The 13,803-nt window shown below is 66.3% G+C and carries 16 protein-coding genes; 6 read left to right on the top strand and 10 right to left on the bottom strand.

Going from position 1 to position 13,803, the window contains the following annotated elements; translation table 11 throughout:
* Window positions 1–54 precede the first annotated feature (54 nt).
* The 3 genes from HF680_RS12865 to purC all read right to left on the bottom strand — a co-directional run bounded on the left by HF680_RS12865 (window position 55) and on the right by purC (window position 1,639).
* Window positions 55–534: a YbhB/YbcL family Raf kinase inhibitor-like protein gene (locus tag HF680_RS12865; RefSeq protein WP_185225333.1), complete on the bottom strand. Its 480-nt coding sequence runs from the start codon at window positions 532–534 to the stop codon at window positions 55–57.
* Window positions 535–629: 95 nt separating this feature from the next.
* Window positions 630–881, bottom strand: a complete 252-nt coding sequence (purS, locus tag HF680_RS12860) for a phosphoribosylformylglycinamidine synthase subunit PurS (RefSeq protein WP_185225332.1) — start codon at window positions 879–881, stop codon at window positions 630–632.
* Window positions 881–1,639: a phosphoribosylaminoimidazolesuccinocarboxamide synthase gene (gene purC, locus HF680_RS12855; RefSeq protein ID WP_039244425.1), complete on the bottom strand. Its 759-nt coding sequence runs from the start codon at window positions 1,637–1,639 to the stop codon at window positions 881–883. The genes purS and purC overlap by 1 nt, the downstream gene beginning before the upstream one ends.
* Before the next feature lie 289 nt (window positions 1,640–1,928).
* On the opposite strand from purC, the gene HF680_RS12850 reads away from it, so the two are divergent.
* On the top strand, window positions 1,929–2,252 hold the full coding sequence (locus HF680_RS12850; RefSeq protein WP_039244540.1) for a DUF1476 domain-containing protein: 324 nt from the start codon (window positions 1,929–1,931) through the stop codon (window positions 2,250–2,252).
* 184 nt (window positions 2,253–2,436) lie between these two features.
* Here the strand turns inward: HF680_RS12850 and HF680_RS12845 are convergent, their stop codons facing one another.
* The 5 genes from HF680_RS12845 to purB all read right to left on the bottom strand — a co-directional run bounded on the left by HF680_RS12845 (window position 2,437) and on the right by purB (window position 6,082).
* On the bottom strand, window positions 2,437–3,069 hold the full coding sequence (locus HF680_RS12845) for a fasciclin domain-containing protein (protein ID WP_185225331.1): 633 nt from the start codon (window positions 3,067–3,069) through the stop codon (window positions 2,437–2,439).
* 148 nt (window positions 3,070–3,217) lie between these two features.
* Window positions 3,218–3,727, bottom strand: a complete 510-nt coding sequence (locus tag HF680_RS12840; RefSeq protein ID WP_185225330.1) for a DNA-deoxyinosine glycosylase — start codon at window positions 3,725–3,727, stop codon at window positions 3,218–3,220.
* Window positions 3,724–4,452, bottom strand: a complete 729-nt coding sequence (locus HF680_RS12835; protein WP_235968974.1) for a 2OG-Fe(II) oxygenase — start codon at window positions 4,450–4,452, stop codon at window positions 3,724–3,726. Before HF680_RS12835 ends, HF680_RS12840 begins: the two co-directional genes overlap by 4 nt.
* The gene (locus HF680_RS12830) at window positions 4,449–4,784 is read right to left on the bottom strand and encodes a hypothetical protein (protein WP_185225329.1); all 336 of its coding nucleotides are present in this window, start codon (window positions 4,782–4,784) and stop codon (window positions 4,449–4,451) included. Before HF680_RS12830 ends, HF680_RS12835 begins: the two co-directional genes overlap by 4 nt.
* Window positions 4,781–6,082 (bottom strand): adenylosuccinate lyase, encoded by a 1,302-nt coding sequence (purB, locus tag HF680_RS12825; protein ID WP_185225328.1) that lies wholly within the window; start codon window positions 6,080–6,082, stop codon window positions 4,781–4,783. The genes HF680_RS12830 and purB overlap by 4 nt, the downstream gene beginning before the upstream one ends.
* 162 nt (window positions 6,083–6,244) lie before the next feature.
* Between purB and HF680_RS12820 the strand changes: the two genes are divergently transcribed.
* Genes HF680_RS12820 through HF680_RS15800 form a run of 3 tightly spaced genes read left to right on the top strand, consistent with a single transcriptional unit; the run spans window position 6,245 to window position 7,423 of the window.
* Window positions 6,245–6,565, top strand: coding sequence for a DMT family transporter (locus tag HF680_RS12820; protein WP_185225327.1), 321 nt, complete (start codon window positions 6,245–6,247; stop codon window positions 6,563–6,565).
* A gap of 22 nt (window positions 6,566–6,587) precedes the next feature.
* Window positions 6,588–7,256: a glutathione S-transferase family protein gene (locus tag HF680_RS12815; RefSeq protein WP_185225326.1), complete on the top strand. Its 669-nt coding sequence runs from the start codon at window positions 6,588–6,590 to the stop codon at window positions 7,254–7,256.
* A gap of 29 nt (window positions 7,257–7,285) precedes the next feature.
* A complete protein-coding gene (locus tag HF680_RS15800) occupies window positions 7,286–7,423 on the top strand; it encodes a hypothetical protein (protein WP_205196275.1) in 138 nt (45 codons plus the stop codon).
* Between the two features lie 4 nt (window positions 7,424–7,427).
* Here HF680_RS15800 and HF680_RS12810 read toward each other — a convergent pair whose 3' ends face one another.
* Together HF680_RS12810 and HF680_RS12805 are read right to left on the bottom strand one after the other, a co-directional pair.
* Complete coding sequence (locus HF680_RS12810; protein WP_185225325.1) at window positions 7,428–9,113, bottom strand: lytic transglycosylase domain-containing protein; 1,686 nt, start codon at window positions 9,111–9,113, stop codon at window positions 7,428–7,430.
* Window positions 9,114–9,197: 84 nt separating this feature from the next.
* Window positions 9,198–10,010: a uracil-DNA glycosylase gene (locus tag HF680_RS12805; protein ID WP_185225324.1), complete on the bottom strand. Its 813-nt coding sequence runs from the start codon at window positions 10,008–10,010 to the stop codon at window positions 9,198–9,200.
* A 195-nt stretch (window positions 10,011–10,205) separates the two neighbouring features.
* On the opposite strand from HF680_RS12805, the gene HF680_RS12800 reads away from it, so the two are divergent.
* Together HF680_RS12800 and HF680_RS12795 are read left to right on the top strand one after the other, a co-directional pair.
* Complete coding sequence (locus tag HF680_RS12800) at window positions 10,206–11,861, top strand: electron transfer flavoprotein-ubiquinone oxidoreductase (RefSeq protein WP_185225413.1); 1,656 nt, start codon at window positions 10,206–10,208, stop codon at window positions 11,859–11,861.
* Between the two features lie 64 nt (window positions 11,862–11,925).
* Window positions 11,926–13,803, top strand: coding sequence for a tetratricopeptide repeat protein (locus HF680_RS12795; protein ID WP_185225323.1), 1,878 nt, complete (start codon window positions 11,926–11,928; stop codon window positions 13,801–13,803).

Below are 13,803 nucleotides of genomic sequence, written 5' to 3'. Positions count from 1 at the left end.
CTGCAAACTAATCAGCGTTCATGACGCCACAAGGGCGACGCCGCCCCGCACCGATCACGCTTTGTTTTCGTAGGTCGCCGTGATCGACGCCTTGGCCAGGGTGTGGAAATGCAGATTGAAGCCGAACACGGCGCCGGAGTTGTCGGCCGTCACGTCCAGGCTCTCAACATCCACGGCGAAGACGGTGAAGATGTAGCGGTGCGGGCCGTGGCCAGGCGGCGGGGCGGCGCCGCCGAAACCGGGCTGACCATAGTCGGTGCGGCCCTGGATGGCGCTGTGGGGCAAATGCCCGCCGGGCGAGCCGGCGCCGGCCGGCAGCTCTGTCACATCCGCCGGAATATTGGCCACCGTCCAGTGCCAGAAGCCCGAGCCGGTCGGCGCATCGGGATCAAAGCAGGTGATCGCATAGCTCTTGGTCCCCTCCGGCGCACCGGACCATGACAGTTGGGGCGATTGGTTGCCCTTGGCGTGCACCTGGGCGTCCGGAAGCACGCCGCCGTCTTGGATGTCGGTGGAGGTGAGGGTGAAGGTCATGGGCGCTCCGTCAATAAAGCCGTCTGCTAAACTGGCGTCGATGCCGAAGGATGCAACCGTCTCCTCCCGCGACATGGGAGAGGAGACGGCAGACTTTACGCCGTCTCGATGCGGTAGCTTTCGATCACCGTATTGGCGAGCAGCTGCTCGCACATCTTCTTGGCTTCGCCTTGCGGGTCTTCGGCGCCGGCGAGGTCGAACTCGATCAGCTTGCCGACGCGGGCACTGGAGACGCCCGACCAACCCAGACCCTGCAATGCGCCTTCGACGGCCTTGCCCTGAACGTCCAGAACGCCCGGCTTGAGGAAGACGTGAACCTTGACCTTGCTTGAAGCGGTTGGGGCCATCAGTGCAGTCCTCCCTGGATCACCGTCGGCATGCCCTTCATGATGCCCAGGCGACGCGCGACTTCGGTATAGCTTTCAATGACATTGCCCAGGTCGCGGCGGAAGCGGTCCTTATCCAGCTTTTCGCCGGTCGAGGCGTCCCACAGGCGGCAGCTGTCGGGGCTGATCTCGTCGGCCAGCAGGACCCGGCTGAAGTCGTTTTCCCACACCCGGCCGAACTCGATCTTGAAGTCCACCAGGGTGATGCCGACGGCGCTGAACAGGCCCGACAGATAGTCGTTCACCCGCACCGTCATCGCCAGCATGTCGTCCAGCTCCTGGGTCGAGGCCCAGTTGAAGGCGGTGATGTGCTCCTCGGTGACCATCGGGTCGTTGAGCTCGTCCTTCTTGTAGTAGAATTCGATGATCGAGCGGGGCAGGGGCGTGCCTTCCTCGATGCCCAGGCGCTGGCTCATCGAACCGGCGACGATGTTGCGGCACACGACTTCTAGCGGAATGATCTCGACTTCACGGATCAGCTGTTCGCGCAGATTCAGACGCTTGATGAAGTGGTTGGTCACGCCGATGCCGTTCAGGCGCGACATGATGAACTCGCTGATCTGGTTGTTCACCACGCCCTTGCCTTCGAGGACGGCCTTCTTCTGCGCGTTGAAGGCGGTGGCGTCGTCCTTGAAATACTGGATCAGGGTGCCGGGCTCGGGTCCTTCGTACAGGATCTTGGCCTTGCCTTCGTAGATCTTCTTGCGCTTGCTGTTCATGGTCCGGTCCCGGCTTACGGGCGCCCTCCAGAAACAAAAATCGCGCGGCCATATGTGGAAGGGGAAGACCCGGTCCTGGCGGCGCGTTTCGGAATCGTTCGGGCAGTCAATCTCGTTCGGGGTCTCCTTAGCCGAAGGCGGCCCTCGATACAAATGAGGATGGCCGGCGGCGCATTCATTGGGGACAGGATGTCCATGCGACGGAAGTCAGGTTGCGTTCGCGGGCGGTCGGTCTATAGACGGCGCTTGCCCCGACGTTACCGGGGTGGACGGAGCTTTGCTGAGCGAAATGACGACCTTCGACGATCGGGAAAAGGCCTTCGAAGCCAAATACGCCCTCGATCAGGAGCAGGAGTTCAAGGCCATCGCCCGGCGCAACCGGATGCTGGGCCTTTGGGCTGCGGAAAAGATGGGCCTGTCGAGCGAAAGCGCGGACCAGTACGCCGCCGCCGTGGTGCGCGCCGATTTCGAGCAGCCGGGAGACGAGGACGTGTTCCGCAAGGTCGCCGGCGACTTCAAGGCCTCGGGCCTGTCGGTGTCGGAGGGCGAGATTCGCTCCAAGATCGACGAGCTGGCCTCGATCGCCCGCGAGCAGATCCGCGCCGGCGAGTAATCGCCTCGGTCTTTCGACTGATCTGAAAATTCGAAAGGGCCGCACCCGGGGGAAAGTGCGGCCCTTTCTTCTTGCCGGGGACGTTGGGGGATGTCTCACCCGGCGTACTGTGCGTCTCGCGCCCCTGAAGAACACCAGGGCCGAGATTTGGTTTCAGGCGTCGCCGCCCGAAACCAAATATTTTTTACGGCATCAGAACCGTGTCGACGACGTGGACGACGCCGTTCGATTGGCCCACGTCGGCTTGCGTGATCGTGGACTTGCCGCCTTTGGCGTCGGTGATGACCCAGGTGTTGTTCGGGCCGGCCGAAACCTTCAGTTCTTCACCTTGAACCGTCTTCAGCGTGGCGGTGCCGCCGTTGGCCTCGGCCTGGGCGGCGATATCGGCGGCCGTCAGACGACCGGCGACCACGTGGTAGGTCAGGATCTTGGTCAGATCAGCCTTCATCGCCGGCTGCATCAGGCTGGTGCGCGTCGCCTCGGGGATCTTCTCGAAGGCGGCGTTGTCAGGGGCGAAGACCGTGAACGGACCCGCGCCTTGCAGGGTGTCGACCAGGCCGGCGGCCTTCACGGCGGCGACCAAGGTCGTCAGGTTGGAAGCCTTGGAAGCGTTGGCGACGATCGTTTCGTTTGGGCTCATGGCCGCGCCGCCCACCATCAGGTCGGTCGCGGGGGCCATGGCGGCGCCGTTGGCCGGGGCCATGGCGGTCGATTCCGCTGGCGTCGTGGCGGCCGGCTCGTTGTTGCCGCAGGCGCCGAGCGCCATCAGCGCGCCGCCGGAGACAGCGACGAGCATAAGATTGCGAAGTTTGGTCATGTGTTTCGTTCCCTTTGGGCCGCTCTCAAGGCGGTAACGGGAACGTTACGCGCGACACCGCACAATGGATGCATGCCGCGCGACAAGACATCGCAGCTTCACCATTGAGTTTTCAGTCGCAGTTCTATGCTGCTTTGCAGCAAGAAACCTATCGTTCGATCAGATCAGTCAACGAACTCCAGATGTTCGCCTTGCCTGCCAGTGGAATCGCATGAGCCGGGCTGGATGAAGGCAGGTCGATAAGGCGAACCCATGCGACGTCGCCGATAATGCGCCGTCCCAGCTTGGCCGCCAGCTTGCCGTTGAAGGCGACCGCTCTCAACCGCGGCAAGCTGCCGATCAGGCCGCGCAGATCAGCCGCCTCCGGCGAGCGGATCGCCGCATCCAGACTGCCCGACCGCTCCGCCGACGCAATCACATCCCACAGCCCCACGCCGCGCGCCGTCAATCGATCCAGCCGCTGCTCATAGCGGAGGGCTAGAAGGTCCTCGCCCAACACGCCGCCGATCAGGGGCCAAAAGGCGTTGCGCGGATGGGCGTAGTACTGCGCCGCCCTCAGCGAGGCGTCGCCGGGCAAGCTGCCCAGGATCAGCAGCCGGGTTTCCGTATCGACAACGGGTGCGAACCCCAGCCTGCGATCGCCGGTATGGTCCGTCACTTGACCGGCGGGTCGTCGCGCAGCCAGCCGGTGATCGAGCGGCGCTTGCCGTCGGCGTAGGCGGCGACTGGTGCGACAGAATGCTGGCGGGGCGTCTTGAACACCGTCCAGACGTTGAAACCCGGCTTGAAGCCGCGCTCGATATCGCCGTTGGCGTCGTGAAACAGCAACTGGCCGCCCCAGTCCGGCCGCCAATCGCGAGACAGGCCCAAAGTATAGGCCGCCCGTCGTTCGCCAACGCCCGTGTCGTCGTGCTGGGTCAGGAAGTCGCCGGGTCGGAACCAGGTGGCTTGCGCGTCGATCTTGGTCACGCTCGCTTCGCCGGTCACGGCCTTGGCGAATGTGGTGAAGGGCGTGTCGTTGAAAAACTGCACCAGGGCGTGCGTCGCATGGCCTTCGTCCTTGCCGGTCAGCAAGGTCGTGATGATCGGATAGGCCAGATAGATGAAGGAGAAGCCGTCGCGACCCTCCGCCAGCGCGCGCTGTATCTGGGCCCCGATCGCATCGCGGCCCATGGCCTGCATGTCTTGCGGCGACAGCAGCTTGCCGCCCTCCGGCGTCTTCAAGGACAGATGCCAAGCCGTGTCGTGTTCGAGCGCAAGCTCCAGCCATTCGGCGCTCGCGGCGTCCAACAGATCGGGCACCTGCACCATCCCATCGCGCGCATAGGCCGCCGCATAGTCGCGGGGATCGAGCCGGGGATTGAGCCGGATTGTCTTGTTCAACGCGCGTTGACCGTGATTGTCACGACCATCGTCCTGCCGACTGAAGATGCGGATGGAGCCGATTGTGTTTGGGCGATACAGCGCAGAGTTTCCAGATCGCGCACGCTCATATGACGGTCGTCAGTCAAGTCGCAGCCGCCCAACTGCCTGCCCTCACTCACCACGCACCGCATGTCTGTCTTGATCGAGCGCGAACCCTTGTGACGCCGCAGGCAGACTTCAGCCCGGGCGTCATCAGACAGCAGAGCGTTAGGTGCATACACCGACCAGCCGATGTAGCTGATCTCAGGCGTGTTGGCCTGAATGAACAGAGCGAGCAGCGCGGCGATCATGCCTCATTGAACACCCGCTTGAACACCACGTCCACGTTCTTGGTGTGGTAGCCCAGGTCAAACAGGGCCTCGAGCTGGTCGGCGGGCAGGGTGACGCGGTCGTCGGCCTTCAGGAAATCCAGGAAGGCGCCTTCGCCGCGCCAGACCTTCATGGCGTTTTCCTGAACGGCGGCATAGGCGTCTTCGCGCGACACGCCGGCCTGGGTCAGGGCCAGCATCACCCGCTGCGAGTGCACCAAACCGCCCAGGCGGTCGATGTTCTTCTGCATGTTCTCCGGGTAGACGTTCAGCCGCTCGACCACATTGGCCAGACGGTGCAGGGCGAAGTCCAGATGGATGGTGGCGTCCGGGCCGATGCCGCGCTCGACCGAGGAATGGCTGATGTCCCGCTCATGCCACAGGGCGACGTTTTCCATCGCTGGGGTGACGGCCGAGCGGACCAGACGGGCCAGGCCGGTCAGGTTTTCGGTCAGGATCGGATTGCGCTTGTGCGGCATGGCCGACGAGCCCTTCTGACCCTTGTCGAAGAATTCCTCGGCCTCGAGGACTTCGGTGCGTTGCAGGTGGCGGATCTCGACGGCGAGGCGCTCGACCGAGCTGGCGACGACGCCCAGGGCGGCGAAGAAGGCGGCATGACGGTCGCGCGGGATGACCTGGGTCGAGACCGGCTCGACGGTCAGGCCCATCTGGTCGGCCACGTACTGTTCGACGGCCGGGTCGACATTGGCGAAGGTGCCGACGGCGCCCGAAATGGCGCAGGTGGCGATCTCTTCCTTGGCGGTGATCAGGCGGCGTTTGGCGCGCTGGAATTCGGCGTGATAGCCGGCCAGCTTCAGGCCGAAGGTGACGGGTTCGGCGTGGATGCCGTGCGAACGGCCCACGGTCGGGGTGTATTTATGCTCCTTGGCGCGGGTCTCCAGCGCGGCCAGAACCCGGTCGACGCCCTCGATCAGCAGGTCCGAAGACCGCGCCAGCTGAACCGCGAAACAGGTGTCCAGCACGTCCGAAGAGGTCATGCCCTGGTGCAGGAAGCGCGCTTCCTCGCCGACGATCTCGGCGACGTGCGTCAGGAAGGCGATGACGTCGTGTTTTGTGGTGCGCTCGATCTCGTCGATGCGGTCGGCGTCGAAGGTCGCATCCTTGCCCTTGGCCCAGATGGCCTCAGCCGATTCCTTGGGGATCACGCCCAGCTCGGCCATCTTCGTGGCGGCGTGGGCCTCGATCTCGAACCAGATCTTGTACTTGGTTTCCTGGGACCAGATGGCGGCGGCGACGGGGCGGGAGTAGCGCGTGATCATGGGCGGGTCGTGTCGGTCGTGGGCGGCGCGGAGTCAAGGTTTGCGGGACGGCGCGGTTGACTTTGCCAGCCGTTGTCCCAGATTCAGCGCGCTTTCAGGAGGACGACCTCCCCCACATGGGACAAACGCCGGGACGACCCGACGCCATGCAGGGAGAATGTCATGGCCTGGGTATTCCTTCTTTTCGCCGGCCTGCTCGAAGTCGTCTGGGCGTTTCTGATGAAGGCGTCGGCTGGTTTTACGCGACCGTGGCCGGCGGTGGGGATGATCGTCTTCATGATCGGTTCGTTCGGTCTGCTGTCGCTGGCGATGAAGACCCTGCCGCTGGGCACCGCCTACGCCATCTGGACCGGCATCGGCGCAGTCGGCGCCTTTGTGGTCGGCGCGGTCTTTCTGGGCGAGCCGCTGACGACGCTCAGGATCGCGGGCGTCGCCCTGGTCGCATCGGGCCTGGTTGTGCTGAAGCTGGCGGCAAGCCATTGATGGCGGCGACAGGAGACGCGTGATGGAACTGGTGATCGGCGACAAGGCCTATTCGACGTGGTCGCTGCGGCCGTGGCTGGTGCTGAAACATTGCGGCGCGGCCTTCGACGAAATCCTCGTGCCGCTGAACCAGCCCGACACCGATCAGCGCATCCGTGAGCATTCGCCGTCCGGCCTCGTCCCGGTGCTGAAGGTCGAGGGCGAGGTGATCTGGGATTCGATGGCCATCGCCGTCTGGGCGGTCGAACGCTATCCCGAAGCGCGCCTCTGGCCGTCAGACGCCCATGCGCGCTGGCTGGCGCGTTCCGCGGCGTGCGAGATGCATGGCGGCTTCACCGCCTTGCGCACGGCCTGTTCGACCGGCCCGGATCACTGGATGGTCGGCCCCAGTCGCGCGCCCGCGCCGGATCATCCGGGCTTGGCCAAGGATTTGCGCCGGATCGTCGAACTGTGGCGGAGCCTGCGTGAGCGGTTCGGCGCGGGCGGCCCCTATCTGTTCGGCGACTGGTCCGTGCCGGACGCCTTCTTCACGCCGGTCGCCGCCCGCATCCGCCATTTCCAGCTGGACCTCTCAGCGCACGGAGACGACGGCACGGCCCGCGCCTATGCCGAGACCTTGCTGGCTCATCCGCATTTTCTTGAGTGGGAAGCGGACGCGCTGGGCTTAACGCACGACAACCATCCCGGCTGACGCCGCGTTAAACGGACGCTGTTATCTCTATGGGGATGACGAGCCCGGTCCTGCCCAGCCCTCAGACCCAAGCCGCTGTGCGCGGCCTCAATCCGGTCATGGCCTATGGGCTGGCGGCCCTGGTCGGGGCGGCCTTTTGGGCCAGTCTGCTGTTCGCGGTCTTCTAAGGAGTCAGCGCGCGCCAGCGATGGGTGTCGTCTCAGCGATCAGGACCGGCTCGGCCTGCGGCGGCGGGGCGACGTAATCCAGCGCCATCGGCAGGGCGCGCGCGCCCGACGCGACGGCGTCCAGGGTCTTCAGCGGGCCGCCGAACAGCCGCTGATAGATCCAGTAGCTGGCCATGACCTTTTCGACGTAGTCGCGCGCCTGGGGCACGTCGATCGTCTCGATCAGCAGCAGGGGATCGGCGTCCGCGCCCAGTTTCCTGACGGCCGCCAGCATCGGCCCGGGACCGGCGTTGTAGGAGGCCACGGCCCGCAGCAGATCGCCTTGGAAGGCCGGCAGGGCCAGCATCTTGTTGATGTAGGCCTGGCCCAGACGCATGTTGACCGCAGGGACCAGCAGCTTGGTCGGGTCCGAAACGAATGTGCGATCGCCGGTCATCTCGGCCGCCGTCGTCGGCATGACCTGCATCAGCCCATAGGCGCCGACGCTGGAGCGGGCATTGGGATTGAAATCGGTTTCCTTGCGCGCCAGGGCGTAGACCAGCGCCCGCTCGATGACGAAGCCGCCTTCGGGGGCCAGGTCCGGGATGGGATAGCGCGTCGCGTCGATGCGGGTGGCGTCGCCGTTGTTGACCGGCAGGATGGCGCGCGCCAGGGCCGTCCACATCTTGGCCGCATCGCCGACGGCGGTGCGCAGGCCGGACCGCAGTTCCGTCTCGGCATCGGCGTTGCGCCCGACCTCATAGAAGGCGACGGTGCGTTTGGCGCGGGCGTCGGCCTGAACGAAGGCTTCCAGGGCGGTCGGTTCGACGGCGGCGCTCTGGGGCACATAGGCGGCCCGGCGTAGGCGGGGCTCGGCCTCATAGGGGCGAGGGCCCATATTCTCGATCGTCGGCTCTTCTCCGAGCTGACGCAGGGCGATCTGGCCATAGAAGGTGGCGGGCCACTGGGCCGACAGGCGCAGATAGTCGGTGACGCGATCCTGACGCCCCGACTGGGCGGCGGCGCGTGCGGTCCAGAAGGCGGCGCCGGCGCGCACCCAGGCATCCTCGGTCGGATCGTTGGCGACGCGTTCGAAGGCGGCGAAGGATTCGTGGAACTGGCCCAGACGCCATTCCGCCAGGCCGACCGTCCACCAGTCGCCGATCTGGCGCCCCAGGGCCGATGCGCCGGTCAGGTCGTCGTTGTTGTAGGCGACGCGCGCCGCCTTGGCCGGATCGGTGACGCCGCCGTCGCCGGACACGGCGCTGACCAGGCTGTTCCAGGTGCGGCCCAGCACGCCGCCAGGACGCACCGGCTCGGGCGCGCCGTCGGGGCGACGACGCAGCGCCAGCGTATAGACCCGGTCCGCGCACGGCAGATCCGAATAGGTCTCAAGCCAGGCCGTCAGCTCTTCGTAGGTGGCGACATGATCGGGATGGAACAGGCTTTCGAACTCGACCTGACCCAGCAGCACGCGGTCTTGCGCCTGACGGGCCGCCGTGCGGGCCGTCTCGATGTCGCCGCGTCGCAGGGCGTCGAAGGCGGTGGTGTAGGAGATTCTGTCGGCCGAACTCAGCGCGGTGGGGCGCCCGGAACCGGCTCCGGCCTCGGCGGTTGATCCGTAGGGCGTCTCGGCGGTTGCAGCCGTCGTGGCGGCGCAGAACGCAAGGACAAGCGTCGACGCGAGGATCGCGCGGCGGAACAGAAACATAAGCGGCGGCCCCCTCGTTGGCGACGCGCGTAAGCTACGGGCGCGCGTATGGCGATCGGTCGTCAGCATGCGAACATGCCGCGATTAGCCTTGTTCTTCAACCGAGTCCGTTTCAAGGCGAACGGCCAGCGAAAGCAGATCGCTCCACACCTGCCGCTTGGCTTGCGGCTGACGTAGCAAAAAGGCGGGATGCAGGGTCGGCATGACGGGTGCCGACACCGCCCCCTCCAGCAGGCGCCATTCCTTCCAGGCGCCGCGCAGCTTCATGATGCCTTCCTCGGCGCCGAGCACCGACTTGGCCGAGGCTGCGCCCAGCAGCAGCACGGCCCTCGGCTTCAGCAGGGCGAAGGCGCGCTCGACGAAGGGCGCGCACACCGCCTGTTCCTGCGGGCTGGGGGTGCGGTTGCCGGGCGGGCGCCAGAAGACGGTGTTGGTGATGAAGACCTTGTCGGTCAGGCCCGCCGCCGCCAGCATCCGGTCCAGCAATTGCCCGCCCTTGCCGACGAAGGGTTGCCCCGCCCGATCCTCGTCCCCGCCGGGCCCTTCGCCGATAATCAGGACCGAGGCGTTGGGGTTGCCGCGTCCGAACACCGATTGCGTCGCGCCCATGCCGCGCAGCGGGCAACCCTCGAACGCCGCGACCGCCGCCGCCAGATCCTGAAGCGTCGCGGCGCCGGCGGCCAGCCGCCGCGCCTCGGCCAGGGCGTCATCGGCGTTGACGCCGGCCAGGGGCATGACGACCGAGGCCGTCGCCCTCTGCACCGCCTTGACGGCCGGCGGCGGGGCGATGTGGGTGTGATCGACGGGCGCATCGCCATAGCAGGCGTCGACCCCCGCATCCCGCCAGAAGGCGAGCAGGCTTTCGACTGCAGCGATGTCATGGGGTTGCGCGTTCATGTCTCGAACCACCGATAAGCCTTGACCGCCCTCGCGTCACCTTCCGATAAGCGGCATAACCACACAGATAACCGGGATTCAGGGGAAACCATGGCCGAAGACGCCATCGAAGGCGGCGCGGAGAACGCCCGTCAGGAAGCCATCATCGACAATCTGCCGCCGCTGGAGGCGCTGAACGGCGTCGAACGCGAGATCATGGAATATGATGTCGTGATCGTCGGCGGCGGCCCGGCCGGCCTGTCGGCGGCCATCCGCCTGAAGCAGCGCGCGGAAAAGGACGGCAAGGAAATCACCGTCGCCGTTTTGGAGAAGGCGGCCGAGGTCGGCGGTCACATCCTGTCGGGCGCGGTCATCGATCCCAAGGCGCTGAACGAACTGTTCCCCGACTGGAAGGAACGCGGCGCGCCGCTGGAGACGCCGGTCACGAAGGACAAGTTCCTGCTGTTGGGCCCGCAAGGGTCGGCGTCGTTGCCGATGCCGCTGATGCCGCCCTTCATGCACAATCACGGCTGCTACATCGCTTCGCTGGGCAACGTCACGCGCTGGCTGGGCGAGCAGGCGGAGGCCCTGGGTGTCGAGGTCTATCCCGGCATGGCCGCCAGCCACGTCGTCTGGGAAGAAGAGACGGGTCAGGTGAAGGGCGTCGTCGCCGGCGTCTTCGGCATCGACCGCGAGGGCAAGCCGACCGGCGACTTCCAGCCCGGCATCGAACTGCACGGCAAATATGTCTTCATCGCCGAGGGCGTGCGCGGCTCCCTGGCCAAGACCATCATCGCCAAGCACAAGCTTCAGGACGGCAAGTCGCCCCAGAAATACGGCATCGGTCTGAAAGAGTTGTGGCAGGTTCCGGCCGACAAGCACCAGCCCGGCCTGGTCCAGCACACGACCGGCTGGCCGCTGGACGACAAGACGGGCGGCGGCAGCTTCCTGTATCACTTCGGCGATCGCTATGTGGCCGTCGGCTATGTGGTTCACCTGAACTACAAGAACCCGTTCCTGTCGCCGTTCGACGAATTCCAGCGCTTCAAGCACCACCCCGAGATCGCCCAGCACCTGGAGGGCGGAACACGCATCTCCTACGGTGCGCGCGCCATCACCGAAGGCGGCCTGCAGTCGATCCCGAAGCTGAGCTTCCCCGGCGGCGTGCTGATCGGCTGTTCGGCCGGCTTCGTGAACGTGCCCCGCATCAAGGGCAGCCACAACGCCATGAAAACCGGCATGCTGGCCGCCGACGCCGCTTACGAGGCCGTTCAGGCCGGACGCGCGGGCGACGAACTGGTCGAATACCAGACCGCCTTCGAAAAGAGCTGGGTCTATAAGGAGCTGTCGGTCGTCCGCAACGCCAAGCCCCTGCTGTCCAAGTTCGGCACGACGCTGGGCGGGGCGCTGGGCATGTTCGACATGTGGTGCCGCACCCTCTTGGGCGGCCTGTCGCCGATCCCGACGCTGAAGCACGAAAAGACCGACGCCGCCTCGACCGGCCTGGCCGCCGACCACAAGGCGATCGCCTATCCGAAGCCGGACGGCAAGCTGTCGTTCGACAAGCTGTCGTCGGTGTTCATCTCCAACACCAACCATGCCGAGGACCAACCGGCCCACCTGAAGCTGCTGGATCCGTCGATCCCGATCCGGGTCAACCTGCCCAAATACGGCGAGCCGGCGAGGCTGTACTGCCCGGCGGGCGTGTACGAGGTCGTCTATGGCGACGAGGCGGCCAAGGCCGATCCGCGCTTCGTCATCAACGCCCAGAACTGCGTCCACTGCAAAACCTGCGACATCAAGGATCCGTCGCAGAACATCGTCTGGACCACGCCCGAGGGTGGCGGCGGTCCCAACTATCCGAACATGTGACGGAACGGGGCAGGGGCGGTGTTCCGCCCTTGCCCGCCGCTGCAAAAGCGTGAAGGGTCCGGGCATGATCGCCTCCCGTTCTCGTCTGTTCGCCGCCTCCCTGACCGTCCTCGCCGTGGCGCTTGCCGGCCACGCCTCGGCTCAGGAAACGACCCCGCCCGCCCCGACGCCGGAGACCCATCCGCCGGCCGTCATCCTGGAGCCGGGCCAGACGGCGCCGGGCCAGACTGCAACGGCTCAGGCGCCGACCGAGGCCGCGCCCGATCCTCGCATCATCATCACCGACACGTCCGCGACGCCGGCGATCCCGTCCGTCTGGGCGCCGATCCCGACGAACGCCGAAGGCCGCAGCGCCTATGGTCTGTATCTGGCCGGCAAGCTGGCCCTGATGCAGGGCGAGGGGGCGACCGGCTCGGACTATCTGGCCCAGGCGGAACGACTGACGCCGGAACAGCCGCGCGTGCGCGAACAGGCCTTCACCTCCGCCCTGCTGACCGGCGATCTGGATGTGGCCGCCGCCCTGGCCCCCACGGATGCAACAGCGTCTCCGGCGTTCGTCGAGGGCGGACGGCTGGTGCGTCTGGTGCAGGACTTCGTGCGCGGCGACGCCAGGACGCCGAACGCCGAACTGGCCCGTCAGCCCATCGGCGCCCCGCACACCCGCGCCGGTCTGCTGGTCGCGCCGTGGATCGCTGCCGCAGCCGGCGACTGGACCCGGGCGCTTCAGTCGGTCCCGACCGCCGGCGATCCCCTGACCTTGGCCTTCGCCCGCATCAATCGCGCCGCCCTGCTGGAAAAACGTCGCGACTATGCCGAGGCCGAGGTCGAGCTGAAGACCGCTTCCGAAGCCGCCGGCGTCGGCGCCCTGTTCAAACGCCCCTATGGCGAGTTTCTGGAACGGCGCGGTCGCCGCGACGACGCTGTCGTCTTGTATGAAGCCGCCATGGCGGTGCAGCCCGTTGATCCGGGCGTGGCCCGCGCGTTGCAGCGGCTGAAGGACGGCGGCCGCCCGCCTGCCTTGCCCGACTTCCGCGAAGGCGCCGCCCAAGGCCTGATCACCGCCGCCGCCCAGGCCTCGGCCGAGCGCGGCAACGAGTTCGCCGCCGTCTATCTGCGCCTCGCCCAGAACCTGCACGACGATGACGAGACGGAATATCAGCTGGCCCAGGTGCTCTCTCGCGCCGGTCTGAAATCCGCCGCCCGCAACGCCCTGTCGCGGGTCGGGACCACCGATCCAAAACTCTACGCCGCCGCTCGCGCTCAGCTGGCCGTGGCGCTGGAAGAGGACGGCCAGTCGCAAGAGGCGCTCACCGAACTGCGCCGCGCCGCCGCCGCCAGCCCCGATGATCGGCAGATCGCCTTGGTCTTGGCCGGTCAACTGATGCAGCTGAAACAGCATGACGAGGCGCTTGCGCTGCTGGACGGGCCGCTTCTGAACACCGCCGATCAGGGCGCCAGCGTTCACTTCCTGCGCGGCGCCGCCTATGAGGCGTTGGGTCGTGTTCCCGAGGCCGAGGCCGAACTGTGGGCCGCGCTTCAGACCGCGCCGAACGACGCCGATATGCTGAATTACCTCGGCTATCTCTGGGTCGATAAGGGACTGCGGGTGCAGGAAGGCGCCGAAATGATCGCCCGCGCCCATGCGCTGGAGCCCGACAACGGCAACATCCAGGATTCGCTGGGCTGGGCGCAGTTCAAACAGGGCCAGTACGAAACCGCCGTCAACACGCTGGAAGAGGCTGTCGACAAGGAGCCGTCCAACGCCGAGATCAACGATCACCTCGGCGACGCCTACTGGAAGGTCGGCCGTCAACGCGAAGCCGTCTGGCTGTGGAACCGCGTCCTGGTGCTGGAGCCCGAACCCGAACGCCGGGCCGAGGTCGAACGCAAGATCGCCAATGGGCTGGACAACGCGCCGAGCGCTCAGGGCGTCGCGCAATAG

The sequence above is a fragment of the Brevundimonas huaxiensis genome (genome assembly GCF_014218725.1).
Lineage (GTDB): Bacteria > Pseudomonadota > Alphaproteobacteria > Caulobacterales > Caulobacteraceae > Brevundimonas > Brevundimonas huaxiensis.
This window is presented reverse-complemented; position numbering and strand designations above follow the sequence as displayed.

Bases quoted from the DNA above. Each gene is read 5' to 3' on its own strand.
- HF680_RS12820 (WP_185225327.1), top strand. From the start codon at position 6,245: ATGGCCTGGGTATTCCTTCTTTTCGCCGGCCTGCTCGAAGTCGTCTGG.
- HF680_RS15800 (WP_205196275.1), top strand. From the start codon at position 7,286: ATGGGGATGACGAGCCCGGTCCTGCCCAGCCCTCAGACCCAAGCCGCT.
- HF680_RS12865 (WP_185225333.1), bottom strand. From the start codon at position 534: ATGACCTTCACCCTCACCTCCACCGACATCCAAGACGGCGGCGTGCTT.
- HF680_RS12815 (WP_185225326.1), top strand. From the start codon at position 6,588: ATGGAACTGGTGATCGGCGACAAGGCCTATTCGACGTGGTCGCTGCGG.
- HF680_RS12845 (WP_185225331.1), bottom strand. From the start codon at position 3,069: ATGACCAAACTTCGCAATCTTATGCTCGTCGCTGTCTCCGGCGGCGCG.
- HF680_RS12850 (WP_039244540.1), top strand. From the start codon at position 1,929: ATGACGACCTTCGACGATCGGGAAAAGGCCTTCGAAGCCAAATACGCC.
- HF680_RS12830 (WP_185225329.1), bottom strand. From the start codon at position 4,784: ATGATCGCCGCGCTGCTCGCTCTGTTCATTCAGGCCAACACGCCTGAG.
- HF680_RS12795 (WP_185225323.1), top strand. From the start codon at position 11,926: ATGATCGCCTCCCGTTCTCGTCTGTTCGCCGCCTCCCTGACCGTCCTC.
- purS (WP_185225332.1), bottom strand. From the start codon at position 881: ATGGCCCCAACCGCTTCAAGCAAGGTCAAGGTTCACGTCTTCCTCAAG.
- HF680_RS12800 (WP_185225413.1), top strand. From the start codon at position 10,206: ATGGAATATGATGTCGTGATCGTCGGCGGCGGCCCGGCCGGCCTGTCG.
- HF680_RS12805 (WP_185225324.1), bottom strand. From the start codon at position 10,010: ATGAACGCGCAACCCCATGACATCGCTGCAGTCGAAAGCCTGCTCGCC.
- purC (WP_039244425.1), bottom strand. From the start codon at position 1,639: ATGAACAGCAAGCGCAAGAAGATCTACGAAGGCAAGGCCAAGATCCTG.
- purB (WP_185225328.1), bottom strand. From the start codon at position 6,082: ATGATCACGCGCTACTCCCGCCCCGTCGCCGCCGCCATCTGGTCCCAG.
- HF680_RS12810 (WP_185225325.1), bottom strand. From the start codon at position 9,113: ATGTTTCTGTTCCGCCGCGCGATCCTCGCGTCGACGCTTGTCCTTGCG.